Annotated in this window: 26 protein-coding genes; 13 read left to right on the plus strand and 13 right to left on the minus strand. The window is 69.0% G+C overall.

The genetic code is table 11. From position 1 onward, the window contains the following. Both EES48_RS00010 and msrA read left to right on the plus strand, forming a co-directional pair. Positions 1-239 (plus strand): OmpA family protein (locus tag EES48_RS00010; RefSeq protein WP_162997935.1); only part of this gene is annotated, 239 nt, incomplete at its 5' end. Between the two features lie 155 nt (positions 240-394). Next, complete coding sequence (msrA, locus tag EES48_RS00015) at positions 395-1078, plus strand: peptide-methionine (S)-S-oxide reductase MsrA (protein WP_122464347.1); 684 nt, start codon at positions 395-397, stop codon at positions 1076-1078. Here the strand turns inward: msrA and EES48_RS00020 are convergent. Together EES48_RS00020 and EES48_RS00025 are read right to left on the minus strand one after the other, a co-directional pair. After that, positions 1075-2013, minus strand: a complete 939-nt coding sequence (locus EES48_RS00020) for a Gfo/Idh/MocA family protein (RefSeq protein WP_122464348.1) — start codon at positions 2011-2013, stop codon at positions 1075-1077. The two genes, msrA and EES48_RS00020, sit on opposite strands and share 4 nt — an antisense overlap. A gap of 46 nt (positions 2014-2059) precedes the next feature. Continuing rightward, the gene (locus tag EES48_RS00025; RefSeq protein ID WP_122464349.1) at positions 2060-2899 is read right to left on the minus strand and encodes an acyl-CoA thioesterase; all 840 of its coding nucleotides are present in this window, start codon (positions 2897-2899) and stop codon (positions 2060-2062) included. 183 nt (positions 2900-3082) lie between these two features. Between EES48_RS00025 and EES48_RS00030 the strand changes: the two genes are divergently transcribed. Then, complete coding sequence (locus EES48_RS00030; RefSeq protein WP_122464350.1) at positions 3083-3568, plus strand: winged helix-turn-helix transcriptional regulator; 486 nt, start codon at positions 3083-3085, stop codon at positions 3566-3568. A gap of 46 nt (positions 3569-3614) precedes the next feature. After that, complete coding sequence (locus EES48_RS00035; protein ID WP_122464351.1) at positions 3615-4418, plus strand: DUF1295 domain-containing protein; 804 nt, start codon at positions 3615-3617, stop codon at positions 4416-4418. Here the strand turns inward: EES48_RS00035 and EES48_RS00040 are convergent. The 6 genes from EES48_RS00040 to EES48_RS14675 form a co-directional block, all read right to left on the minus strand. Beyond that, positions 4415-5236 (minus strand): enoyl-ACP reductase FabI, encoded by an 822-nt coding sequence (locus tag EES48_RS00040; protein ID WP_122464352.1) that lies wholly within the window; start codon positions 5234-5236, stop codon positions 4415-4417. The two genes, EES48_RS00035 and EES48_RS00040, sit on opposite strands and share 4 nt — an antisense overlap. A gap of 127 nt (positions 5237-5363) precedes the next feature. Continuing rightward, on the minus strand, positions 5364-5897 hold the full coding sequence (locus EES48_RS00045; RefSeq protein ID WP_122464353.1) for a periplasmic heavy metal sensor: 534 nt from the start codon (positions 5895-5897) through the stop codon (positions 5364-5366). Next, positions 5894-6319, minus strand: a complete 426-nt coding sequence (locus EES48_RS00050) for a hypothetical protein (protein WP_205679311.1) — start codon at positions 6317-6319, stop codon at positions 5894-5896. The genes EES48_RS00045 and EES48_RS00050 overlap by 4 nt, the downstream gene beginning before the upstream one ends. A gap of 13 nt (positions 6320-6332) precedes the next feature. Continuing rightward, the gene (locus EES48_RS00055; RefSeq protein ID WP_122464354.1) at positions 6333-6890 is read right to left on the minus strand and encodes an RNA polymerase sigma factor; all 558 of its coding nucleotides are present in this window, start codon (positions 6888-6890) and stop codon (positions 6333-6335) included. Positions 6891-6977: 87 nt separating this feature from the next. Then, on the minus strand, positions 6978-7514 hold the full coding sequence (locus tag EES48_RS00060) for an EF-hand domain-containing protein (protein WP_205679312.1): 537 nt from the start codon (positions 7512-7514) through the stop codon (positions 6978-6980). Between the two features lie 122 nt (positions 7515-7636). Next, positions 7637-8383 (minus strand): hypothetical protein, encoded by a 747-nt coding sequence (locus EES48_RS14675; protein WP_162997936.1) that lies wholly within the window; start codon positions 8381-8383, stop codon positions 7637-7639. On the opposite strand from EES48_RS14675, the gene EES48_RS00075 reads away from it, so the two are divergent. The 3 genes from EES48_RS00075 to EES48_RS00085 all read left to right on the plus strand — a co-directional run bounded on the left by EES48_RS00075 (position 8327) and on the right by EES48_RS00085 (position 11988). Beyond that, positions 8327-9220 carry a 50S ribosomal protein L11 methyltransferase gene (locus tag EES48_RS00075; protein WP_122464357.1) on the plus strand — a complete coding sequence of 298 codons (894 nt, stop codon included), beginning with the start codon at positions 8327-8329 and terminating at the stop codon, positions 9218-9220. The genes EES48_RS14675 and EES48_RS00075 overlap by 57 nt on opposite strands. A 48-nt stretch (positions 9221-9268) precedes the next feature. After that, a complete protein-coding gene (locus EES48_RS00080) occupies positions 9269-10510 on the plus strand; it encodes a TCR/Tet family MFS transporter (protein WP_122464358.1) in 1242 nt (413 codons plus the stop codon). A gap of 77 nt (positions 10511-10587) precedes the next feature. After that, positions 10588-11988: a Do family serine endopeptidase gene (locus tag EES48_RS00085; RefSeq protein WP_122464359.1), complete on the plus strand. Its 1401-nt coding sequence runs from the start codon at positions 10588-10590 to the stop codon at positions 11986-11988. A gap of 4 nt (positions 11989-11992) precedes the next feature. On the opposite strand, the gene EES48_RS00090 is transcribed toward EES48_RS00085, so the two are convergent. The 4 genes from EES48_RS00090 to EES48_RS00105 form a co-directional block, all read right to left on the minus strand. Next, positions 11993-12784: a hypothetical protein gene (locus EES48_RS00090; RefSeq protein ID WP_122464360.1), complete on the minus strand. Its 792-nt coding sequence runs from the start codon at positions 12782-12784 to the stop codon at positions 11993-11995. A gap of 89 nt (positions 12785-12873) precedes the next feature. Then, positions 12874-14172 carry an ABC transporter permease gene (locus tag EES48_RS00095; RefSeq protein WP_205679313.1) on the minus strand — a complete coding sequence of 433 codons (1299 nt, stop codon included), beginning with the start codon at positions 14170-14172 and terminating at the stop codon, positions 12874-12876. A 2-nt stretch (positions 14173-14174) separates the two neighbouring features. Beyond that, entirely contained in the window at positions 14175-14849 is a 675-nt protein-coding gene (locus EES48_RS00100) for an ABC transporter ATP-binding protein (protein WP_122464361.1), read from the minus strand. Beyond that, the gene (locus EES48_RS00105; RefSeq protein ID WP_122464362.1) at positions 14849-16417 is read right to left on the minus strand and encodes an efflux RND transporter periplasmic adaptor subunit; all 1569 of its coding nucleotides are present in this window, start codon (positions 16415-16417) and stop codon (positions 14849-14851) included. Before EES48_RS00105 ends, EES48_RS00100 begins: the two co-directional genes overlap by 1 nt. Before the next feature lie 90 nt (positions 16418-16507). Here EES48_RS00105 and EES48_RS14680 point away from each other — a divergent pair, with 90 nt between their 5' ends. From EES48_RS14680 to EES48_RS00130, 6 genes are all read left to right on the plus strand, one after another. Beyond that, on the plus strand, positions 16508-16810 hold the full coding sequence (locus tag EES48_RS14680) for a hypothetical protein (RefSeq protein WP_162997937.1): 303 nt from the start codon (positions 16508-16510) through the stop codon (positions 16808-16810). Between the two features lie 270 nt (positions 16811-17080). Further along, positions 17081-17455: a 30S ribosomal protein S12 gene (gene rpsL / locus EES48_RS00110; protein ID WP_122464363.1), complete on the plus strand. Its 375-nt coding sequence runs from the start codon at positions 17081-17083 to the stop codon at positions 17453-17455. 39 nt (positions 17456-17494) lie between these two features. Continuing rightward, positions 17495-17968: a 30S ribosomal protein S7 gene (gene rpsG / locus EES48_RS00115; RefSeq protein WP_122464364.1), complete on the plus strand. Its 474-nt coding sequence runs from the start codon at positions 17495-17497 to the stop codon at positions 17966-17968. 159 nt (positions 17969-18127) lie between these two features. Further along, complete coding sequence (gene fusA / locus EES48_RS00120; protein WP_122464365.1) at positions 18128-20206, plus strand: elongation factor G; 2079 nt, start codon at positions 18128-18130, stop codon at positions 20204-20206. A 91-nt stretch (positions 20207-20297) separates the two neighbouring features. Beyond that, on the plus strand, positions 20298-21488 hold the full coding sequence (gene tuf / locus EES48_RS00125) for an elongation factor Tu (protein ID WP_122464366.1): 1191 nt from the start codon (positions 20298-20300) through the stop codon (positions 21486-21488). A gap of 161 nt (positions 21489-21649) precedes the next feature. Next, positions 21650-22078 carry an organic hydroperoxide resistance protein gene (locus EES48_RS00130; protein WP_122464367.1) on the plus strand — a complete coding sequence of 143 codons (429 nt, stop codon included), beginning with the start codon at positions 21650-21652 and terminating at the stop codon, positions 22076-22078. Positions 22079-22081: 3 nt separating this feature from the next. Here the strand turns inward: EES48_RS00130 and EES48_RS00135 are convergent, their stop codons facing one another. Further along, positions 22082-23242: a winged helix-turn-helix domain-containing protein gene (locus EES48_RS00135; RefSeq protein WP_122464368.1), complete on the minus strand. Its 1161-nt coding sequence runs from the start codon at positions 23240-23242 to the stop codon at positions 22082-22084. Positions 23243-23289 lie beyond the last annotated feature (47 nt).

The raw sequence follows: 23289 nt of genomic DNA on the forward strand, positions 1-23289 counted from the left end.
CCGGCTCGCCGACCCGCATCCTGGTCGTCGGTCACGCCGACACCTCGGGTAACGCCCAGTACAACATCGGCCTGTCCAACCGTCGCGCCCGCACCGTGGCCGACGCGCTGGTCTCGCAAGGTGTGAATGGCGGCGTGATCTCGCTGGAAGGCCGTGGCGAAACCCAGCTGGCCCGTCCGACCGCCGATGGCGTTCGCGAGCCGCTGAACCGTCGCGCCACCATCAACATCAACTTCTGATCCGGCTTAAGGGAGGGGCTCACCGCCCCTCCCGACCCCGGTCGGACGTCGATGTCGACGGAACGATCAAGGAAAGGCCCGCCAGGCTCAGCCCGGCGGGCCTTTTCGCATCCGGATCGAGAGATTGGGCGTATGCTTACTCGAGGAGCCCGCTCATGAGCCTGTCGCGTCCGTCCGTTAGAACCCTAGTTCTCGCCAGCCTCGCCACCATCGCCGTGGCCGCCGTCGGTTGCTCGCCCGGAGAAGCCGAGTCGGCGCCCAAAGCCCAGGCGGTCGCTGCGTCGGATATCGCAACCAGTCGGAAAAGCGAGCCGGTGCAGCGCCCGGCGCGGACGGAGGTCGCCGTGTTCGCAGGGGGCTGCTTCTGGTCCGTTGAGAAGGCCTTTGAAGGCGTGCCGGGCGTGGTTTCCGCCGTATCCGGGTTTACCGGAGGCCGGGTGCAGAATCCCACCTACGCGCAGGTCGTGCGAGGCGGCACGGGCCACGTCGAGGCCGTGCAAGTCACTTTCGACCCCTCACGGGTCAGCTATCGCACGCTCGTCGATCGGTTCTGGCGATCGATCGACCCCACGGACCCGGATGGCCAGTTCTGCGACCAGGGGCCCAGCTACGTCACCGCCGTCTATGTGACGCCGGGCCAGCGCGCGGCGGCGCAGGAATCAAGAAGCGCCGCGGCCGCCGCGCTTGAGGGGCGGATGGTGACGCCGATCCGTCCGGCTCAGCGGTTCTGGCCGGCTGGTCGCGAACATCAGGACTACGCGCGCCGCAATCCAGCGGCCTATCGCGCCTATGAGGTCGGCTGCCGCCGGGCTCAGCGCCTCGCCCAGGTCTGGGGCTAGGCGACGCCTCCTAGGCAACGCAGGGCCACTTCCAGATTGCGCAGGCCGTCCTCGCCGGTGACCGCCGGCGTCTCGCCGGTGCGGATGGCGTGGGCGAAGGCTTCGAGCTCCTTCTTGAGAGGCTCGTTCGGCCAGCTCATCACCCCGCGGGTGGAATAGCTGCCGTCCGGCTGCTGGCCGAAATATTCGGTGACCTGGCGGGTCATGAGGTCAGCGACGACGAACTTGTTCTGGGTCGCCACCTGCAGGGTGCGGGTCTTGTAGGGCGTCACCCAGTTGGTGGTGATGTGCGCGATCACCCCGTTTTCCAGGCGGAACTGGAGCAAAGCCGTGTCCTCGCGGTCGGCCTTTGTCCGGGCCAGTTGGGGCTGGACCTCGGCGATCTCCGAGCCGGTCAGATGGCGGATGATGTCGATGTCGTGCACCGCCAGGTCGATGACCACCCCGACCTCGCCCATGCGCGGCGGGAAGGGCCCGACGCGGGTGATCTGGATGGAGATGACGTTCTCGTCCGCGATGGCGCGCTTGACCGCCTCGACCGCCGGATTGAACCGCTCGACCTGACCGACCATCAGCACCCGGTCATGGGCGCGGGCGGCGGCGATCAGGCGTTCGGCGTCGACCACGGTGGCGGCGATCGGCTTTTCGACCAGCACATGGGCCCCCGCCTCGATCAGGGCGACGCCCAGATCGGCATGGGTGCGGTTGGGCGTGGCGATGACGGCAGCTTCGAGGCCCAGGGCGATGAAGTCCTCGACGGTGGTCGCCGCCTTAGCTTCGAACTGACCAGCGACCGTCCTGGCGGTGTCGGCGTCGGGATCGAAAACACCGACCAGCTCGACCTCGCGCATCTCGCTGAGCACACGGGCGTGGTTACGCCCCATGACGCCGACGCCCGCGACGCCGACACGGATCGGATTGGGATGAGGTGACATCAGGGGGTTCTAGCGTCCCCTGCGGCCGATGCGAAGGCCGGGCTCCTCAGCCCAACAGCCGACGCCTCTGGCGCGACAGGGCGAGCGCCCGTCCGTCGGCGCCCCAGGCGGTAGCCTCGTCCACCGTCCAGCCGTGGCCGAGATCCAGCATGCGGAACTCGAAAAAGGCCCAGCCGTCGGGCGCCGTCTCGGGCGTCGGGGCGCCCAGCAGGTCGTAGCGCAGGTCGACCGTCGTCATCATCGGCGGGGCGGCGAAGGCGGTCCAGGCGGGCGGATAGAGGGCGTCCAGCAGATAGCACAGCCCCGCCTCATCCAGCGCGCGACCGCCCTTCATCCGCATCCATACCCGCTCCACCACCTCCCGCCCGGAGTTGCCGCCCAGGATGCGGGGCGCGCCGTCGAAGCGATAGTCGACGTGCGTCGAGAACCGCGGGGACATTGGACCCGACATCTCGACGCCGGTGTCGATCAGGCCAAGCGGCGGCGTGACCGTGTGCTGGGCCAGATGAACCGTCTCGACGTCGCCGCCGAAAGTGGCCGTGGCGTGGTGGGTGGCGCGGGTGCGAGGCCCGGTCGTCTGTTCCACATCCAGGGCGGCGTAGCTGACCCCGCGTCCGCCCCGCAGCAGGCGGGGCCGGAAGGTCAGGGGCTCGCCGAAACGGGCCGCCGCCAGATACTGGACCGACAGGGTGCGCAGGGGAGCTTCGATTCCCAGGCCCTGCTGAATGGCGCGAGCGGCCATGGCCGCGAGCAGACCGCCGAAGGGAAAGCCCGCCTCGGGCGGCGCCGCGATCGGGCCGTTGGAGAAGTCCCCGTCGACCACGCCCGTCAGCCCGGCCTGGGTCTCATCGAAGGTCAGTGCGGCGTCGAGGGGCGTGTCGGTCATGCGGCGGTCTGTCGGCTGAGGGCGGCAAGGAGGGACGGGCGAAGCGACCTCCGCCCGTCCAGTCAAGGGACCATAGGAAAGACGGGCAAGGGCCGCATGTCCGTAGTGAAACGAAACTGATATCGCGCGTTCGTTTTGGCAACCCACTTGTCAAACCCCTGACGCAGGGTCACTTTCCTCCGCATGGGACGCACCGCCGACTATTCGCGCCAGAGCTGTTCGATCGCCGCCACTCTGGAGGTGATCGGAGATCCGTGGACCCTGCTGGTGATCCGCGACGCCTTCAACGGCGTCAGCCGTTTTGAACAGTGGCAGGAGCGGCTGGGGGTTGCGCGCAACGTTCTGGCCGCGCGGCTGAAGTCCCTGGTCCAGCATGGCGTGCTTGAGGCCCGGCTCTACTCCGAGCGGCCGCCTCGCAACGAATACGTCCTGACCGCCAAGGGCAAGGATCTGTACGGCGTGCTGATCACCCTGCACGGTTGGGGTGCCAAGCACGTCTATGGCGACACGGACGCCGGCGTCGACATGATCCACAAGAATTGCGGCCACTCGCTCCAGCCGAGGATCGCCTGCGGCTGCTGCGGCGAGATCGTGCGACCGCGCGAGCTGGAGCTGAAGATCGCCGCCGACCGCCCGACCCTTGCGGATATGCAGAAACGCGACGCATAGCGGCTTCGCGGCAGCCGTCAGCCGCTTTCGCGCGTTGAGGGCGGCCATGGGCATAACCGACATCATTCTTCTGCTGGGCCTGAACCTCGCGCTGATCGTCGCGGTGATGGTTGGGCTGTGGGGCGTGTCGCTCAGGCTCAAGGACGTCAGCTTCGTCGACGCGGTCTGGCCGCTGGGCATGCTGATGCTTGCGCTGGCCACCTGGCCGCGCACCGACGGCGACGAGACGCGACGCTTCCTGCTGCTGTGGCTGGTCGGAATCTGGGCCATCCGGCTGGGGGTGCACCTGTTCCGCCGCTGGCGGGTGTACGGCGCCGACGGCCGCTATGTGTCGCTGGTCGAGCGGCAGGAGGAGAAGAAGGGCTGGAGCTTCGCGAAAACCGCCCTGCTGTTCGTATTTCTGCCGCAGGCGGTGTTGGCCTGGCTCACCAGCCTGCCGGTGCAGCTGGGTCAGGTCGCGCCCGATCCCGGCGGGGGCTGGATCGGCTGGGCCGGGGCTGGCCTGGCGGTGGTGGGCATCGCCTTCGAGAGCATCGGCGACGCCCAGCTGTCGGCCTTCAGGAAGGATCCCGCCAACAAGGGCAAGGTGCTGGACACGGGCCTGTGGCGCTACACCCGTCATCCCAACTATTTCGGTGACGCCTGCGTCTGGTGGGGGCTCTACGCCATCGCCGCCGAGACCACCCCCGGCCTGTGGTCGATCGCCGGCCCGATCTTCCTGACCTTCACCCTGACGCGCTGGTCCGGCATCGGCATCACCGAAAAGGCGGTTTCGAAATCCCGCCCGGGCTATGCCGACTATGTCGCCCGCACTTCAGCCTTCATCCCCTGGCCGCCGAAGAAGGCCTAGGCCTCCTCGTCCGAGCCCAGGCCCATCATGTGGAAGCCGGCGTCGACGTGGATGACCTCGCCGGTGGTCGACAGGCCCAGGTCCGAGCATAGCCACAGCGCACAGCCGGCCACGCCCTCCATTGAGGTGTCCTCCTTCATGGCGCTCATCGCCCGGCCCTGGGCGATCATGCCGCGACCGCCCGAAATGCCGGCCAGAGACAGGGTGCGCATGGCGCCGGCCGAGATGGCGTTGACCCGAATGCCCCTGGGCCCCAGGTCGCGGGCGATGTAGCGCGTCGCGGCCTCCAGCGCCGCCTTGGCCACGCCCATGGTGTTGTAGTTCGGGATGGCCCGCTCCGAGCCTAGATAGGTCATGGTCACCATCGACCCGCCGTTCGGCATCAGGGCGGAGGCGCGCCTGGCCACATCGACGAAGCTGAAGGCCGAGATGTTCATGGCCAGCAGGAAGCTGTCGCGGCTGGTGTTCTCGACGAACGAGCCTTTCAGCTCGTCCTTGTTGGCGAAGGCGACGGAGTGGACGACGAAGTCGATCGTGCCGAATTCCTTTTCCAGCTCGGCGAAGGCGGCGTCCATCGAGGCGTCGTCGGTGACGTCGGCCTGGATCAGAAGCTTGGCGCCGACGCTTTCGGCCAGCGGTCGCACGCGCCGCTCCAGCCCCTCGCCCAGATAGGTGAAGGCCAGCTCCGCGCCCTGGGCCGCCAGCTGCGAGGCGATGCCCCAGGCGATGGAGTTGGAATTGGCCACCCCCATGATCAGGCCCTTCTTGCCCTTCATCAGCTCGCCCTTGGGCATGGTCCAGGCGGATTCGGCGGCCATCGGTGATCCCTCTCGTTGGGCGCTATCGCCGCGCTCGCGAAGCGCGGCCGCTTGAGCGCCGGACAGGGCGGAGGGTTAGCAGGGGTGCGCCGGGCGCGGAAGAGTCGCCTCGAGCCTGCCGGCCTATTCAGTCCGCCGGGGTTTCGGCCGAACGCTCGGCCCGCCGGTCTCCACCATTGCGATTCCGGCCGTCGCGATCGCCTCGATGGCGGCGATGCCGGGCGCCGGTCTTGGCCAGGATCGGAGCGAGGTCAGCGCGCTGCTCGGGCGGCAACGCTTCGAGCATGTCCAGCGCGCCCTGCTCCAGTCGCGCCCGGCCGCGCATTTCGGCGGCGGTGGAGCGGGCCAGCGCTTCGGTCACGACCGCACGGTCAAACTGCGGGCCGGAAGCAAGCTCGACGGCTTCGACGCGCGCCTGCCGGGCTTCGCGGAAGTCGGGCCTGGCGGCCAGGGCGTTCTCGCGCAACGTCTGGCGCACGGTGTCGCGCTGGGCCTCCGGCAGGCTTTCGACCACCTGCAGCATCGGCACCCGCGTGGGCGGCGGCGCCTCCTCGCGCGCCAGTCGCGGACCCAGAATGGCGCCCGACGCCAGGGCCCCGACGGCGAACAGGTTCAGCGCCACGGAGACGCCGAGCGCGATCTTGAGCTGGCGCGGGGTCATCCCAGCACCTCCAGATCGTCATAGGCAGGAATGGAGGCCTGATAGAGCACGCTGTCGGCCTGAAGCTGGGCGTGCAGACCCTGGGTCATCTGAACACCGAACAACACGCCGGCGGCGCAGGCCGCGGCCCAGCCCGCGCCCGACAACCAGGCCGCCGGCCGCGTGAACAGCGGCTGTCGGGGTCTCAGGCCGGCCGCTTCGGCCGACGCGATGACGCGCGCGCGCAGGTGAGCCGAGGCCTCGGCGCGCGGCGCGCGGTCCAGCAGGACGTCCAGACCCTGGGCCTCGGTCAGGATGGCGGCGGCGCGATCCGCGTGCGTCGCACGAAACGCTTCGGCGGACGCGCGCTCGGCCTCGGGCCATCGGCGCGTGTCGCCGCCCCAGGCGTCGGCCAGATCCTGGAATCGGATGTCGTCCATCATCGTCGCGCCCCCGTCATTCCGTCTGTTCCTTCAGATCCGCCAAGGCGGCGCGGAGTGCGCGACGGCCGCGCCCCAGCAGGCTTTCCAGAGCCTCGACACTGACGTCCATCAGCTGGGCCGCCTCGATGTTTCCCAGGTCCTGATAGTGACAGAGCACGATGGCTTCCTTCTGGCGTTCGGGCAGCCGTTGCAGGGCCGCCTCGACCCGTTTGCCGATGTCGGCGGCGATCAGCCCGCGATCGGGCGCCGGTCCCGGGTCGATCTGGTCCGGCACGGTCTCGACCGCCACCTCGCGGCGCTTCCTCAGCCGGTCGTAGCAGAGATTGAGCCCCACCCGATGCAGCCAGGTGTCGAACTTGGCCTGGCCGGGCGTCCAGCGCGGGGCCTGTTTCCAGGCCCGCAGCATGGCCTCCTGCGCCACGTCCTCGGCCTCGGCCGGGTCGCCCAGCATGCGCTGGGCGAGGTTCAGCATGCGAGGCAGCTTGCGCGCCACCAGGGCCTGGATCGCGGCCGAATCTCCGCGCGCCACGCGGCTGACCAGGTCGCCGTCGGGATCGTCGACGCGGCTCAAGCGCGATCCCGCAAGGCGGGCAGGCGACCACGAGCCAAGGTGACGGGGCGGCCCGGTCGATCGGTCCGTGGCGCCCCGTCATAAGCCTTACTCCGCGGCCGGCGCAGGCCGGGCGGCGCGGTGGGCGCGGCGTTCACCGCGCATCTCGCGTCGCTCTTCGCGGGTGACCACACCATCGCCGTCCTTGTCCATGCGCGTGAAGGCCTGTTCGGCGCGGGCGCGAGCGTCAGCCACAGTGACGGTGCGCTCGGCGCGGTCAACCCGCTCCATGCGACCGCCGCCGCGACGGCCCATCCGCTGGCCGCGTTCGGCGTGACCGGCGTCGAACTCGGCGCGGCTGATGGAGCCGTCCGAATTGGCGTCCAGCTTGGCGAAACGGGCGTTCATCCGCTCGCCGCGCCGCGCCTCCATGGCCGCGCGCCGCTCGTCGGCGGTGACCGTGCCGTCGGAGTTGGCGTCGAGGCGTTCGACGCGCTCGACCGCGCGGTTGACGAAATCGGCCTGAGCGACCGGCTCGGCCCAGCGCTGGGCGCGTTCGGCGGGCTGTTGCTGGGCCATGGCGACGCCGGTGACGGCCCCGAGGGCCAGGACGGCCGCGCCGCCCATCACGATGATCTTTTTCAAGACGATAACCTCCAGGGCGCGCGAGGCGCCGGTTTCATTCCCTGTCTGGAGGTTTCAACGACGAAGGAACCGGGTTCCGTCGCGAGAGGGAAGGGGAGCGACCGACGCCGCTCCCCAGATCGTCACTTCTTGCCGAACAGCACGTCCAGAAGGCCGCCGAAGAAGCCCTTATTCTCCGGCTGAGCGGTCTGGCTGCTGGGCGGCGTCGAGGCGGCCGGAGCCGCCGCCGCCGGGGCCGGGATCGCCGCTGGCGCAGGCGCGGCGGCCGGAGCGGGGGTAGGCGCGGCGCTTGGCTTCGGCGCCGAGGCCACCCGGCGCGTCGCAGGCGCCTTGGGTTTGGCGGCCGGTTTGGCAGCCGAGGGTTTCGCCGCGCGCGTCGTCGCCGGCTTCGCGGCGGCGGGCTTGGTCGTCTTCGGGGCCGGCTTGAGCGCGGCAGACTTGGCGGCCGAGGCCGCGGCCGTGGCGCGCGGTTTGGCGGCGGGTTTTGCCGCCGTCCCGCCCTTGGCCGCCGAAGCGGCAGTGGAGGGTTTGGCGCGGGTCACGGCCGGCTTGGCGGCTGCGGTTTTGGCCGGCTTCGGGGCGGCGACAGTCACAGGCTTGGCCGCCGGTTTCGGCTGGGCGGCGGCCTTCGGCGCCGGCGTCTTCGCGGGCTTCGTGCTCGCGGCGCTCGACTTTGGCGCGGCTTTCGGCTTGGAAGCGGCCGTGACCGCCTTCGGCTTGGATGGTGCTTTGGCCATGATGTCCCCGACCCCTGAAAAAATGAATGGCCCCGCCGGACCGTCTCGAATCGCGATGATAGCGGTGATTTGCCTGTGACCGAAACCACGGCTGAAACCGTCACCGAAACCGCGCTCCAGATCGTCGCGCACGGACTCCGCGCCGAGGCCGAGGCCGGCGCGGCCCGCATCGACGCCGATCCGCTGCTGGAAGGCGTCACCTATTCCATTCTGGAAGAGGACGAGGATCGCGGCCTCTGGCGCATCGACGCCTTTCCGACCACCGACGAGGAGGCCCGGGGCGTCGAGGCCCGCCTGACCGAGCAGCCGGGGCTGAAGGTCGTGGTCGAGAAGCTGGCCGACGCTGACTGGCTGGCCATGGCGCTCTCCGGCCTGCCTCCGGTCGAGGCCGGGCGCTTCTTCGTCTACGGCGCGCATGACCAGGGCCGGGCGCCGTCCAACCGCGTGGCGCTCAAGATCGACGCCGGCGCCGCCTTCGGCACCGGCCATCACGGCACCACGGTCGGCTGTTTGATCGCCTTTGACGAACTGCTCAAGCGCGAGCGGTTCGAGCGGGTGCTGGACGTCGGGGCCGGCACCGGCGTCCTGGCGATCGCGGCGGCCCGCACCGGCAGCCGCGTGGCCGTCGGCACCGACATCGACGAGCCCTCGGTCCGCATCGCCAATGAGAACGCTGCGCTGAACCAGGCCAGGGCGCGCTTCGTCCACGCCTCGGGCCTGGACGACCAGAAGATCCGCACCCACGCCCCCTATGATCTGGTGTTCGCCAACATTCTGGCCCCGCCGCTGGTGGCGCTGGCGCAGGACATCAAGACGGCTCTGCGCCCCGGCGGCGTGGCCATCCTGTCTGGCCTCTTGCGCAGTCAGGAGCGCCGCGTCACCGCCGCCTACACCTCGCGCGGTTTCAAGGTCGAGCGCCGGATCCACCGGGACGCCTGGAGCGCCCTGGTGCTCCGGCGCGGCGGCTGACGAAAACCCGGCGACAACCCGATGCGGCGGGTCTAGAGACCGCCGGCCATGACCGCCGTCGCGCCCGAGAAACGCAAGGCCGCCCTCGCCTTCATCTTCGTGGTGGCGGTGATGGACATCCTGTCGATGGGCTTGGTCATTCCGGTCCTGCCGCCCCTGATCGAACAGTTCACGGGCTCCCCGGGGTCGGCCGGCATCTGGAACGGCGTGCTGGTGGCGCTGTGGGCCGGGATGCAGTTCCTGGCCTCGCCGGTAATCGGCTCGCTGTCGGATCAGTACGGGCGCCGGCCGGTGATTTTGATCTCCTGCGTCGGCCTGGCGCTGGACTGGGTGCTGATGGCCCTGGCGCCCAATCTCTGGTGGCTGGTGGTCGGGCGGCTGCTGGGCGGTCTGACGAGTTCCAGCTTCACCACCGTCTATGCCTATATGGCCGACATCACCGCGCCCGAGCACCGAGCCCGCGCCTATGGCCTGATCGGCGCGGCCTTCGGCGGCGGCTTCGTCATCGGCCCGGCGCTGGGCGGTCTGCTGGGTGAGTTCGGACCTCGCACGCCGTTCTGGGTCGCCGCCGTCCTGTCCGGCCTGACCGCCCTCTACGGCTGGTTCGTCCTGCCCGAGAGCCTGGCGCCCGAGAAGCGCATGACGTTCAGCTGGGCGCGCGCAAACCCGTTCGGCGCCATGAAGCTCTTGGGCCGCCACCGCGAGCTGACTGGCCTGGCGGGCGTGAACTTCCTGCTTTACTTCGCTCACCACGTCTTTTCGGCTGTCTTCGTGCTCTACGCCGCCCACCGCTACGGCTGGGGGCCGGGTCTGGTCGGGCTGGTCCTGGCCTTCGCCGGGGTGCTGGACATGATCGTCCAGGGCGTTCTGGTCGGGCCCTTGGTCAAGCGTTTCGGCGGCCGGGCGATCATGGTCGTCGGGCTGTTCGGCGGAGCTCTGGGCCTGGTCGCCATGGGCCTGGCGCCGCTCGGCTGGATATTCTTTTTGACCATGCTGCCCAACGCCCTGTGGGGTCTGGCCATGCCGACCCTGCAATCTCTGATGACCCGCCGCGTCGGCGACGACGAGCAGGGCCAGCTGCAGGGCGCCAACATGAGCGTGGCCTCGATCGCCGGCGTCGCCTCACCGCTGTTCTTCGGCTGGATCTACTCGATCTCGGTGGGGCAGGGCGCGCCCGTGCCGCATCCGGGCGCGGCCTTCGTCATCGCCGCCGGCGTTCTGCTGCTGGCCGCCGTCATCGGGGCCGTGACGAACCGCCGCGCGGAACGCGAGGAAAGCGCGACCGTTTGATCGTCGCCGCCATGATGACGCCCGATTGCCGGGCCGGGATGGCGGCTCCCGTTCTCTCGCACCCGACCCCACGGACGATGAAGACATCCAGCCTCGCCCTCGCCGCCGCCCTGGCGCTCGCCGCCTGCGGAAACCCCGACGCCACAAACGCCCAGGAGGGGCCGTTCGATCAGGACTTCGGATCGACCGATCGTGTCGCCCCAACCGACGCCGGGGCGCTCAAGACCTCCTTCGCTCCGGTGGTCAGGATCGCCGCCCCGGCCGTGGTCAACATCTCGGCCCGCAGCGTCCAGCGGGTGCGCGACCCGTTCTGGGAATTCTTCGGCGGCGGCGCGCCCCGCGCCCGGGTGGCGGAGTCGATCGGCTCCGGCGTCATCGTGCGTCCCAACGGCGTGGTGGTGACCAACAGCCATGTCGTCGCCGGGGCCCAGGAAATCCGCGTCACCCTCAACGACCGACGCGAATACCCCGCCACGGTGCTGTTGGCGGACGAGCGTTCCGACATCGCCGTGCTGCAGCTCGAAGGCGCTGACGCCCTGCCGACCGTGCGGATCGATGATCAGGAGCAGCTGCTGGTCGGTGATCTGGTTCTCGCCATCGGCAATCCGTTCGGTGTCGGCCAGACGGTGACAAACGGCATCATCTCGGCCCTGAACCGCACCGACACCGGGATCGCCGACAGCGCCTCCTTCATCCAGACCGACGCCGCCATCAATCCGGGCAATTCCGGCGGCGCCCTGATCGATCTGGACGGCGACCTGATCGGCATCAACACCGCCATCTTCTCGCGGTCGGGCGCCTCGGCGGGCGTCGGCTTCGCGGTGCCGGCGCAGACGGTGCGCCAGGTGGTCGACAGCGCGGTGGGCGGCGAAACCCGGGTGATCCGTCCCTGGCTCGGCGTGGCCGTTCAGGGCGTCACCAACGACATCGCCCAGACCCTCGGCCTGCCCCGGCCGCAAGGGGTTGTGGTGACCGAGGTCTATCGCGGCGGACCGGCCGACCGCGCCGGCATCGGCGAGGGCGACGTCATCACCGCCGTCAACGGCCAGGAGATCAACGACCAGAGCGGCCTGAACTTTCAGGTCGGCAATCGTGATCCCGGCGACACCGTCCAGGTCACGGTCAGAAACGATCGCGGTGCGCGCACCGTCAACGCCCGGGTCGAGCGCCTGCCCGGCGACGCTGACACCGACGGCGCGGCGGTGATCCAACAGGGCGTGCTCAGCGGGCTTGCGGTGCTGCCGCTCAATCCCGCCCTGGCGGACAGCCTGGGGGCCAGCCCCTTCGCCTCGGGCGTCATTGTCGGCGGCGTGGCGGGCCAGGGCTATGCGGCGCGCTACGGCTTCCGGCGTGGCGACCTGATCGTCCAGGTCAACGGTCGTCCGGCGACCAGCCTCGACGCGATCGAGCGCCTGCCGCGCGGGACGGAGATCGTCATCGAACGCGGCGGACGACGTCAGAGCGCGGTTTTGCGCTGATCGTCTAGTCCAGCTTGTTGGACGGCTGGCGGATCAGGTTGTCCGCGCCCTGGCGCATGTCCACGCCCGGCACGTTGGGCAGGTGCCGGCCCGGGCATCCCATGCCCATGTTCGATCCGGGGCAGTCGCCCGCCCCCATAATTCCGATGCCGCCCGAGAGAGGCGCGCGCCTTGCTTCGTATTGCGCCAGCTCGCGGGCCCCCTGAGCGGCGAAGCGGGCGTCGCGCTCGGGATCGCCCGTTCCGCGCGCCGCCGGCGCCGCCCTGGCCGCCTCCGCCAGTCGCCGGTCGCAGCCCTCTTGCTCGGCCCGGGTCAGGGTGCGGGTCGGCGGATGACAGCCGATGCCCGCCGCCCGCATCGACCGGGCGATCCGGTCCGCCTCGGTCTCGGGACGCACCTGCCACAGAGGATCGACGGCTCGTGCCGGGGATGGCGCGGCGGCGGACGGAAGGGGCGCGGACTGGTCGGGTCGAGGCGTCGGCGCGGCGTCTGACAAGGGCCGCGCGGCGGCGTAGGCGCCGGATGGCGTCACCACCTGCTGCACGGCTGGTGAGAGCGGCGCGGGACGCGGGGCGGTCTCGCCGTCCAGCAGCGGCCGGGGCTCTATCTCGAGCAGGATCACTGGTGGCGGGCCGGGAGGAAAGACGATGTCGCGGACCTGTCGTGCCGCCAGATAACCCAGCACCAGCAGGTGCAGCAGCACCGAGCCGATCACCACGGCCGCCCAGGTGCGCCGGCGCCGGTCACGTGGCCTCAACGCCCAGGGCGGGCGCATGGCGGCCAGGGCTGTGCTCATGACGCCCCCCTCGGCAAGCCCCCCGACCTGCTTACGGCGACGCTAGGCTGGGCCAGACGCTCGCGCAACGCCGATCATTTTGGCCACAATCACTCCCGTCTCAGCGCCTCGATCGGGTCCAGCTGCGCGGCGCGCCAGGCGGGGTAGGCGCCGAAGACCACGCCGACGAAGGTGGAGAAGCCGATAGCCAGCGGCGCGGCCCAGGCTGGAATCGCCGTCGGCCAGTCGCCGAAACGGGCCATCAGCAGCGCTCCGCCGACCCCGACGATCAGGCCCAGCAAGCCACCCAGCAGCGACAGCACCACGCTCTCAAGCGCGAACTGGGTCAGCACATCGGAGCGGCGGGCGCCGATGGCCATGCGCAGGCCGATCTCGCGCGTCCGCTCGGTCACCGACACCAGCATGATGTTCATGATCCCGACCCCACCGACCACCAGCGAGACCCCGGCGACGGCGGCCAGCAGCAGGGTGAAGGTCTGGCTGGACGACGCCGCCGCCTCCTGAATCGAGGTCAGGTTCTGGATGTTGAAATCATCGTCCTCGCCGGGCTGGATGCGGTGCCGCTGGCGCAGCAGCTCGGCCAGGTCCTGCTCCAGCGGGTACAGGGCGTCCTCGTCGATGGCCTTCACATAGACCTGATTGACGCTGTTGCCGCGTGCGCCGGGGCCGCGACCGATGACGCGGCTGCGGGCGGCGTCCAGCGGAATGACCACGATGTCGTCCTGGTCCTGGAAACCGGACTGCCCCTTGGGAGCCAGCACCCCGACCACGGTGAAGGGGATGGGACCGATGCGCATGCGCTGTCCGACCGGATCGACGCCGGGGCCGAACAGTTCATCGACCACCGTCTGGCCTAGCACCGCGACCTTGCGGCCGCTGTCGGCGGCGGCCTGATCGAACATCTGGCCGGACGCGATCTCCAGGTCGCGGGCGATCAGGTACTCGGGGGTCACCCCCTCGATACGGCTGGACCAGTTGGCGCCTTCATAGACCAGCTGGGCCCCGCCATTGATGGCGGGCGAGACCGCGCGCACGCCGTCCAGGGTGCGCATCGCCTCGGCGTCGGCGGTCTCCAGGCTGGCGCCCGAGCCGCCCGCCCCGCGCACGAAGCCGCCGCCCCCGCCGCGCGGCGCGCCGGGCCGCACCACCAGCATGTTGGTGCCAAGTCCCGAGAGGGCTTCCTCGACCTGTTTCTGGGCGCCCAGACCGACCGAGGTCATCATGATGACCGCCGCCACCCCGATGACCACGCCCAGCGAGGTCAGGGCCGAGCGCATCGGATGCGCGCCGATGGCCCCGAAGGCGAAGCGGAACAGCTCCATCGGGTTCATCTGGCCGGCGGTGATGTGCAGGCCGTGCGAAGGCTTCAGGCGGGTCTGCTGGTCCATGGTCAGCTCCGCTCGTCGGTGACGATGTGGCCGTCGCGGAACGCCACGCGGCGTTTGGCGCGCTCGGCGACCTCGGTGTCGTGGGTGACGATGCACAGGGTCAGGCCCTGGGCGTTCAGCTCGTCGAACAGGGCCAGCACCTCCTGGCCGGTGGAGGTGTCCAGCGCCCCGGTCGGTTCGTCGGCCAGCAGCAGGTCCGGCGCGTTCGACAGGGCCCGGGCGATGGCCACCCGCTGCTGCTGACCGCCCGACATCTGGGTCGGTCGATTGTTCAGCCGGTGGCCGAGACCGACGCGCTCCAGCAGCTCCACCGCCCGCTCGCGTCGCTCGGTCGGCGGGATGCCGGCGTAGATCATCGGCAGTTCGACGTTCTGGGTCGCGGTCAGGCGCGGCAGCAACTGGAAGGACTGGAAGACGAAGCCGATCCGCCGGTTACGGAAACTGGCCAGCTCGTCGTCGTCGAACTCGGCCACGGGCTCGCCCTCAAAGCGATAGGCGCCGCCGCTGGGGCGATCCAGCCCGCCGACCACATTCATCAGCGTCGACTTGCCCGAGCCCGAGGGCCCGACGATGGCGACATGCTCGCCCGGGTCGATGTCCAGCGACACCCCGGCCAGGGCGTTGATGACCTCGTCGCCCATCACATAGGTCTTGGTCAGACGGTCAATCTCGATCATCAACGGCCAAAGCCTCCGCCGCCGCCGCCCATTCGCTGGGCGGCCTGCTGGGCGCGCTCATCGGTGCGGCGCGGGCCGCCGCCGGTGATGACCTCGTCGCCGGCCTCCAGTTGGCCGCCGACGATCTCGGTATAGCTGCCGTCGGTGGCGCCGGTGCGGACCGGAACGGCCACGGGCTCGCCGTCGCGCAGCACCCAGACCACACCACGTCCGCCGCCGCCGGCGAAACGCAGGCGCAGGGTCTCCAGCGTGGTTCGCTGGTCCGCGCGCAACAGTGGCGCGATCTCGTCGAAGGCCGCGTTGAACGCTGTCGCCCGAGCCGGATTGGCGCCGCCACGCCCGCCGCCGCCCGCGGCCGAGGCGCGCATCGAGGCGCGGGCGGTCTGCTGGGCGCGCTGCAGGATCGGCTCGACCTGGGCGCGCTGGGCGGCGTCAAGGTTCAGTTCCTCGGTGATCGAGGCGACCATGTTTCCGCGCCCGGCGCCGCCTTGACCGCGCTCGCGCTGAGCTCCGCCCGCCTCGGCGCCCCGGCCTCGCCGCCCGGCCGCCGGGGCCTCGGCGTCGGCGGGGGTGAAGCGCAGGGCGGAGTTCGGCACGCGCAGCACGCCGCGCCGCTCGGACAGGATGATGTCGGCGTTGGCGGTCATGCCGGGCAGCAGCTTCTCGCCCGGATTGTCGGCCTCAACCTCGACCGTATAGGCGACCACGCTGGACTCGGCCTGGGGCAGGGCGCGGATGCGGGTAACGGCGCCGGTGAAGTTGTCGTTCGGAAAGGCGTCGACGGTGAAGCGCACGGCCTGACCGGGCTGAACCTGGCCGATATCGGCCTCGTCGACATTGATCAGCGCCTGAACCCGGCTGAGGTCCTGCGCCAGGGTGAACAGCACCGCGACGTTCAGACCCGAGGCCACGGTCTGGCCTGGCTCGATCTGGCGATCGATGATGACGCCGTCGATCGGCGCGACGATGGTGGTACGGCCCAGGGTCGCCTGGTTGGCGCGCAGCGAGGCCTGCTGCTGGGCGACCTGGGCGCGGGCCTGGCGCACGCCGGCCTGGGCGGTCTTCAGCGACGCGTCGGCCGTGTCCAGCGCCGCCTGGGCGATGATGCCCCGGTCGAACAGGAACTTCTGGCGATCGTACTCGGCCTGCGCCAGGGCGACATTGGCCTGGGCCGTCGCCACCTGGGCCTGGGCGGCCTCGATCGAGGCCTGGGACTGCTCCACCGCCGAACGCTGGTTCTGGGGATCCAGAATGGCCAGCACCTGGCCGCGCCGCACCCGGTCATTATAGTCGACCAGGACGTCGGTCACCTGGCCCGAAATCTGCGAGCCGACCTCCACCGTGACCAGCGCCTCCAGCGTGCCCGAGGCCGCCACCGAGGAGGTGATCTCGCCGGTCTGGACCGCCTCGGTGCGATAGGGATCGACATCGCCGCCGCCGCGCAGGAAGAAGAACCAGACCGCGAGCAGCGCCAGCAACAGGGCCAGCCCACCGAGGATCAGCTTGCCGCCCGGCCGGGCGAACCGGCGCTTCCTGGGAGCGCCCGAGGCGAGAGAGGTCGAGGTCATGCGCGTTTTTCGTTATGGTTGCGGCGGTTTCAAAGATGAACGGCCAAACCATCGGTTTCCGTCGCTGACCCTGGGGTGAATGGGATGAGGGTGGCTTTGGTGCTGTCGGCATTGGCGATGGGCGGATGCGCGGCGGGAAAAGTCTGTCCCGATGGCGCGATTCCAGGGCCGCGACTCGCGCTGGTCGATATCGCATGCGGCGTGAACGATGATGGCTCGGTGCGCGACTGTGAAGTCGTGCGTGAGGATCCCTCCGGCTTTGGATTCGGAGGCGCAGCCCTGAAGGGCGCCGGTCAGGCGACGTTGAGACCGACGGGCAAGAAGCTGACAGAAGACACGCGCATCCGGTTCACGCTTCGATTTCGCTCTACCGAGCCGCCCTGTCCCGCTTGACCCAAAGCCCCCTCGCGCGTAGAAGCCGCGCACTTTCGAGGCGTGGGCGGTTCGCCGTTCGCTGATCTCGCGACAATTGAATGGACGGGCTGTGTCCCGCCGGAACGCCCAAAGCGCGCGTTCCGGTTTTTCTGTTTGAGCGACGCGGTTCGGTCTCGAGGACATCCCCGGGCGGTCATCCCTCACTCGAGGGCTCGCTCAGAAGAAGGCAACCGAGGCGCCCCGGCCGACAGGCACACGCCTCCATTCAGAAGTCGAGACCGAGATTCCATGCCGACGATCAACCAGCTGATCCGCAAGCCGCGCCGTCCCAAGCCCGTGCGCAACAAGGTGCCGGCCCTGCAGGGCTCGCCCCAGAAGCGCGGCGTCTGCACCCGCGTCTACACCACCACCCCCAAGAAGCCGAACTCCGCGCTGCGTAAGGTCGCCAAGGTGCGCCTGGCCAAGTCGGGCTTCGAGGCGGTGTGCTACATCCCCGGCGAAGGCCACAATCTTCAGGAGCACTCGGTGGTCCTGATCCGCGGCGGCCGCGTCAAGGACTTGCCCGGCGTTCGCTATCACATCCTGCGCGGCGTGCTGGACACCCAGGGCGTCAAGGACCGCAAGCAGCGCCGTTCGCACTACGGCGCCAAGCGTCCGAAATAATCCGCTCTGCGCGCATTCCAGATTTAAGAGGATCTATCCATGTCCCGTCGTCACCGCGCCCAGAAGCGTGAAGTCCTGCCGGATCCCAAATACGGCGATCTGATCGTCACCAAGTTCATGAACTACGTCATGTACGAAGGTAAGAAGGCCGTCGCCGAGAACATCGTCTACGGGGCCTTCGAAATCCTGGCCGACAAGAAGAAGGATCAGGAGCCGGTCGCCACCTTCCATACGGCGCTCGACAACGTCGCCCCGGCGGTCGAGGTCCGGTCGCGTCGCGTCGGCGGCGCCACCTATCAGGTGCCGGTCGAGGTTCGCCCTGACCGTCGTCGCGCCCTGGCCATCCGCTGGCTGGTAAACGCCGCGCGCAATCGCGGCGAGAACACCATGACCGAAAAGCTGGCCGCCGAGCTGCTGGACGCCGCCAACAACCGCGGCACCGCCGTCAAGAAGCGCGAAGACACCCACAAGATGGCCGAGGCCAACCGGGCCTTCTCGCACTACCGCTGGTAACCGCCTTCAAGGAGCCCAGTTCGGCTCCTATCTAGTGACTATCCGGCGCGGGCGGTTTCAGCTAAATCGCCCGCGCCCGCTTATCCGAACATATCCGAGGGCGCCTGCGGCGTCCGCCACAGACCCCTCCCGGGGGACGCTCCCCAAAGGCCCGACATCATGCCCCGCATCAACAAGATCGAAGACTACCGCAATTTCGGCATCATGGCGCACATCGACGCCGGCAAGACGACGACGACGGAGCGGATCCTCTATTACACCGGCAAGTCCCACAAGATCGGCGAAGTCCACGACGGCGCCGCCACCATGGACTGGATGGACCAGGAGCAGGAGCGCGGCATCACCATCACGTCCGCCGCGACGACCGCTTTCTGGAAAGACAAGCGCCTCAACATCATCGACACCCCCGGCCACGTGGACTTCACCATCGAGGTCGAGCGGTCGCTGCGCGTGCTCGACGGCGCCGTGACCGTTCTGGACGGCAACGCCGGTGTGGAGCCCCAGACCGAGACCGTCTGGCGCCAGGCCGACAAATACCGCGTGCCGCGTATCGTCTTCGTCAACAAGATGGACAAGATCGGCGCCGACTTCGACAAGTCGGTCGAGTCGATCCGTGACCGCCTGGGCGCCAAGGCCGTGCCGATCCAGTTCCCGATCGGCGCCGAGTCCAACCTGACCGGCCTGGTTGATCTGGTCCGCATGAAGGCGGTGATCTGGGACAACGACGCCCTGGGCGCGAACTTCCGCGACGAGGAAATCCCCGCCGATCTGGTCGACAAGGCCAATGAGGCGCGCCAGTACCTAATCGACAACGCCGTCGAACTCGATGACGAGGCCATGGAGGCCTATCTCGAGGGCAACGAGCCGTCGGAAGAGACCATCAAGAAGTGCATCCGCAAGGCGGTGCTGACCGGCGCCTTCTATCCGATCCTGTGCGGCTCGGCCTTCAAGAACAAGGGCGTGCAGACCCTGCTGGACGCCGTGGTCGACTACCTGCCGTCGCCGATCGACATTCCGCCGACCCCCGGCATCGACTTCAAGACCGAAGAGCCGGTCGTTCGTCGCGCCTCGGACGACGAGCCCCTGTCGGTCCTGGCGTTCAAGATCATGGACGACCCCTTCGTCGGCTCGCTGACCTTCTGCCGCATCTATTCCGGCAAGATGGAAACCGGCATGAGCCTGCTGAACTCGACTCGCGACAAGAAGGAACGCGTCGGCCGCATGCTGCTGATGCACTCCAACAACCGTGAGGACATCAAGGAAGCCTACGCCGGCGACATCGTCGCCCTGGCCGGCCTCAAGGACACCCGTACGGGCGACACCCTGTGCGACCCGATCAAGTCGCCGGTGATCCTGGAGAAGATGGAGTTCCCCGCGCCGGTCATCGAGATCGCCGTCGAGCCCAAGACCAAGGCCGACCAAGAGAAGCTGGGCGTCGCCCTGGCCAAGCTGGCCTCGGAAGATCCGTCCTTCACCGTCTCGACCGACCACGAGTCGGGCCAGACCATCCTCAAGGGGATGGGCGAGCTGCACCTCGACATCAAGATCGACATCCTGAAGCGCACCTACAAGGTCGAAGCGACCATCGGCGCGCCGCAGGTGGCCTATCGCGAGTCCATCAGCCGCCGGGCCGAGATCGACTACACCCACAAGAAGCAGACCGGCGGCACGGGCCAGTTCGCCCGCGTCAAGCTGGTGTTCGAGCCGGGCGAACCGGGCACGGACTTCGTGTTCGAATCCGCCATCGTCGGCGGCGCGGTGCCCAAGGAATACATCCCGGGCGTCGAGAAGGGCCTGAAGTCGGCCAAGGACAACGGCCTGCTGGCCGGCTTCCCGGTCATCGACGTCAAGGCGACCCTGGTGGACGGCGCCTACCACGACGTCGACTCCTCGGTGCTGGCGTTCGAGATCGCCGCCCGCGCGGCCTTCAAGGAACTGCGCGAGAAGGGCGGACCCAAGCTGCTCGAGCCGATCATGGCCGTCGAGGTCGTGACCCCGGAAGAGTATCTGGGTTCGGTCATCGGCGATCTGAACGGTCGTCGCGGCATGATCCAGGGTCAGGACATGCGCGGCAACGCCACCGTCGTGAACGCCTTCGTGCCGCTGGCCAACATGTTCGGCTATGTGAACACGCTGCGCGGCATGTCGCAGGGCCGCGCCCAGTTCACCATGCAGTACGACCACTATGAGCCGGTGCCGCAACACGTCGCCGACGAAGTGATCAAGAAGTACGCCTAACCCAACCCCAGCTTTCGGCGGACCGCGAGGTCCGCCGGGGCCCCTGACAACCCAAGGATAAGCCCCCTGTTCAGGGGACGGAGAGAAGAGAATGGCCAAGGAAAAGTTCGAACGTAACAAGCCGCACTGCAACATCGGCACGATCGGTCACGTTGACCACGGCAAGACGACGCTGACGGCGGCGATCACCATGACGCTGGCCAAGTCGGGCGGCGCGGTTGCCAAGGCTTATGCGGACATCGACGCGGCGCCGGAAGAAAAGGCCCGCGGCATCACGATCAACACCGCGCACGTGGAATATGAGACGGCCAACCGTCACTACGCCCACGTCGACTGCCCGGGCCACGCCGACTATGTGAAGAACATGATCACGGGCGCGGCGCAGATGGACGGCGCGATCCTGGTGGTGTCGGCCGCCGACGGCCCGATGCCGCAGACCCGCGAGCACATCCTGCTGGCCCGTCAGGTCGGCGTGCCGGCGCTGGTGGTGTTCATGAACAAGGTCGACATGGTCGACGACGAAGAGCTGCTTGAGCTGGTCGAGATGGAGGTGCGCGAGCTCCTCAGCTCCTACCAGTTCCCGGGCGACGACATTCCGATCACCAAGGGTTCGGCTCTGGCCGCGGTCGAGGGCAAGACCCCCGAGATCGGCGAGAACCAGATCCTGGCGCTGATGCAGACGGTCGACGACTACATCCCGCAGCCGGAGCGTCCGATCGACCTGCCGTTCCTGATGCCGGTGGAAGACGTCTTCTCGATCTCGGGCCGCGGCACCGTGGTCACGGGCCGGGTCGAGCGCGGCATCGTCAAGGTCGGCGAGGAAGTCGAGATCGTCGGCATCCGTCCGGTCCAGAAGACGACCTGCACGGGCGTCGAGATGTTCCGCAAGCTGCTGGATCAGGGCCAGGCGGGCGACAACGTCGGCGTACTGCTGCGCGGCACCAAGCGTGAGGACGTCGAGCGCGGCCAGGTGCTGTGCAAGCCGGGCTCGATCACCCCGCACACCAAGTTCGTGGCCGAGGCCTATATCCTGACCAAGGAAGAGGGCGGCCGTCACACGCCGTTCTTCACGAACTACCGTCCGCAGTTCTACTTCCGCACCACGGACGTGACCGGCATCGTGCACCTCAAGGAAGGTGTGGAGATGATCATGCCCGGCGACAACGCCGAGCTGGACGTCGAGCTGATCACCCCGATCGCCATGGAAGAAAAGCTGCGCTTCGCCATCCGCGAAGGCGGCCGCACCGTCGGCGCCGGCGTCGTGTCCAAGATCGTCGAGTAAGGATCGGCTCCAAAAGCTGATCTTGAGCGGCCCCCGGAGCAATCCGGGGGCCGCTTTCGTTTGTGCGCTCTGTGTCCAGGCGGGGGCGGCTCCGGCGCCAAGAGGGATCGCTCCGCACGCCGCCACGTTCCCAAGGCTTCCCTCACCACAGGAGCCATCCCATGGACGTTCTCTACAAGGCCCACGCCACCGCCTCGGGCGGCGGCCGTGAAGACGGGCGCAGTCGTACCGACGACGGCAAGATCGATGTGAAGCTGTCCACCCCGACCGAGATGGGCGGCAAGGGCGGCGACGGGACCAATCCCGAACAGCTGTTCGCCACCGGCTACGCCGCCTGCTACCTCGGCGCGCTCCGCCTCGTGTCGGGCAAGGCGGGCTCGCCCGTGGGGCCGGACACCCGGGTCCACTCCACCGTCGGTTTCGGCAAGAACGACAAGGGCGAGGGTTTCAATCTCGACATCGAGCTCAAGGTCACCGACCACGGTCTGGATCAGGCGAAGATCGACGAACTGATCGAAAAGGCCCACGCCGTCTGCCCCTACTCCAACGCCACGCGCGGCAATGTCGATGTGCGGCTGAGCGCCGCCTGAGTGTCAGTCCAGCGCGGCGGTCAGGTCATCGGCCAGGTCGCCGCGCCCGGCCACCTCGACCCTATCGAGGCTCAGCCATTCCGCCATTGACCGCAGGGCGCGAGCCAGCCGGCTCGCGGTATCCCCATCGGTGTCCGGCTCTCGCCAAGCGGCCTGAACGCGCAGGGTCCGCTTCGCCCGATCGGCTTTCAGATCGACGGCCGCCGTGATGGCCTCGTCCTGGAGAAACGGCAGCACATAATAGCCGCGTCGGCGCTTTTCGGCGGGTGTGTAGATTTCCAGGCGAACCCGGACGCCGAACAGCCTCTCGGTCCGGTCGCGGGTCCAGATCAGGTTGTCGAAGGGCGACAGCAGGGCGTCGCCCTCGACGCGGCGCGGGCGGCGGGCTCCGGGGTCGGCGAAGGCCGGCCGGTTCCAGCCACGCACCGTCATCGGCGTCAGGTCTCCCGACTGGACCAGCTCCGCGATCCGGGCGCGCGCATCCTCGGACGGCAGGCGGAAATAGTCCCGCAGGTCCGTGGCGGTGGCCACCCCCATCGCCCGGGCCGCAATGCGGAGGAGCGCGCGCTGGGCCTCGGCGCGATCGGGCGTGGGGGCCGCGGTCACCCCCTCGGGGAGTACCCGTTCGGTCAGATCATAGACCCGCTCGAAGTTGCGGCGCGTCCGGGTGGTGATCCGGCCGGTCCAGAACAGCCATTCGAGGGCGCGCTTGCCGTCCGACCATGACCACCAGCCCGGCTGACCGCGCGGACCCTCGGCGAAGTCGCCGCCGGTGACGGGGCCGCGACTCTCGATCTCGGCCAGGATGTCCTCGATAAACGCGCTGCGCTCATGGCCAAAGCGCGCCACACCTTTCCATATTCCAGCCCCGGCCGCCGCATCGGCCATGCGCCAGCGCAGAATAGGCTGGAGCTCGACCGGCATCAGCGAGGCCTCATGACCCCAGTATTCGAACAGGCTGGGCCGAGGACCCCAGGCTTCCGCCTCGAGCAGGTCGCGCGGGTAGGAGCCCAGGCGCGCCAGCGGTGGCAGGTAGTGGGTGCGGCTGACGACATTGACGCTGTCCAGCTGGATCACCCCGAGGCGCCGCGCGAGGGCGCGAAACCGTCGACGGTCCACGCGGCCGGGCGCGGCCTGGCCGAACCCCTGAGCGGCCAGCGCCATACGGCGCGCCAGGCCCGACGATATCGCTTCCAACGTCCTGTCGCCTC

The sequence above is a fragment of the Brevundimonas lutea genome (assembly GCF_003704105.1).
GTDB lineage: Bacteria > Pseudomonadota > Alphaproteobacteria > Caulobacterales > Caulobacteraceae > Brevundimonas > Brevundimonas lutea.

Coding starts and splice junctions, on each gene's coding strand:
- EES48_RS00080 (WP_122464358.1), top strand. CDS start 9,269: ATGACCGCCGTCGCGCCCGAGAAACGCAAGGCCGCCCTCGCCTTCATC.
- EES48_RS00035 (WP_122464351.1), top strand. CDS start 3,615: ATGGGCATAACCGACATCATTCTTCTGCTGGGCCTGAACCTCGCGCTG.
- EES48_RS00025 (WP_122464349.1), bottom strand. CDS start 2,899: ATGACCGACACGCCCCTCGACGCCGCACTGACCTTCGATGAGACCCAG.
- EES48_RS00095 (WP_205679313.1), bottom strand. CDS start 14,172: ATGGACCAGCAGACCCGCCTGAAGCCTTCGCACGGCCTGCACATCACC.
- fusA (WP_122464365.1), top strand. CDS start 18,128: ATGCCCCGCATCAACAAGATCGAAGACTACCGCAATTTCGGCATCATG.
- EES48_RS00135 (WP_122464368.1), bottom strand. CDS start 23,242: ATGGCGCTGGCCGCTCAGGGGTTCGGCCAGGCCGCGCCCGGCCGCGTG.
- EES48_RS00045 (WP_122464353.1), bottom strand. CDS start 5,897: ATGACCCCGCGCCAGCTCAAGATCGCGCTCGGCGTCTCCGTGGCGCTG.
- EES48_RS00020 (WP_122464348.1), bottom strand. CDS start 2,013: ATGTCACCTCATCCCAATCCGATCCGTGTCGGCGTCGCGGGCGTCGGC.
- EES48_RS00040 (WP_122464352.1), bottom strand. CDS start 5,236: ATGGCCGCCGAATCCGCCTGGACCATGCCCAAGGGCGAGCTGATGAAG.
- EES48_RS00090 (WP_122464360.1), bottom strand. CDS start 12,784: ATGAGCACAGCCCTGGCCGCCATGCGCCCGCCCTGGGCGTTGAGGCCA.
- EES48_RS00105 (WP_122464362.1), bottom strand. CDS start 16,417: ATGACCTCGACCTCTCTCGCCTCGGGCGCTCCCAGGAAGCGCCGGTTC.
- EES48_RS00050 (WP_205679311.1), bottom strand. CDS start 6,319: ATGATGGACGACATCCGATTCCAGGATCTGGCCGACGCCTGGGGCGGC.
- EES48_RS00100 (WP_122464361.1), bottom strand. CDS start 14,849: ATGATCGAGATTGACCGTCTGACCAAGACCTATGTGATGGGCGACGAG.
- EES48_RS00030 (WP_122464350.1), top strand. CDS start 3,083: ATGGGACGCACCGCCGACTATTCGCGCCAGAGCTGTTCGATCGCCGCC.
- EES48_RS00130 (WP_122464367.1), top strand. CDS start 21,650: ATGGACGTTCTCTACAAGGCCCACGCCACCGCCTCGGGCGGCGGCCGT.
- rpsG (WP_122464364.1), top strand. CDS start 17,495: ATGTCCCGTCGTCACCGCGCCCAGAAGCGTGAAGTCCTGCCGGATCCC.
- tuf (WP_122464366.1), top strand. CDS start 20,298: ATGGCCAAGGAAAAGTTCGAACGTAACAAGCCGCACTGCAACATCGGC.
- rpsL (WP_122464363.1), top strand. CDS start 17,081: ATGCCGACGATCAACCAGCTGATCCGCAAGCCGCGCCGTCCCAAGCCC.
- EES48_RS00085 (WP_122464359.1), top strand. CDS start 10,588: ATGAAGACATCCAGCCTCGCCCTCGCCGCCGCCCTGGCGCTCGCCGCC.
- msrA (WP_122464347.1), top strand. CDS start 395: ATGAGCCTGTCGCGTCCGTCCGTTAGAACCCTAGTTCTCGCCAGCCTC.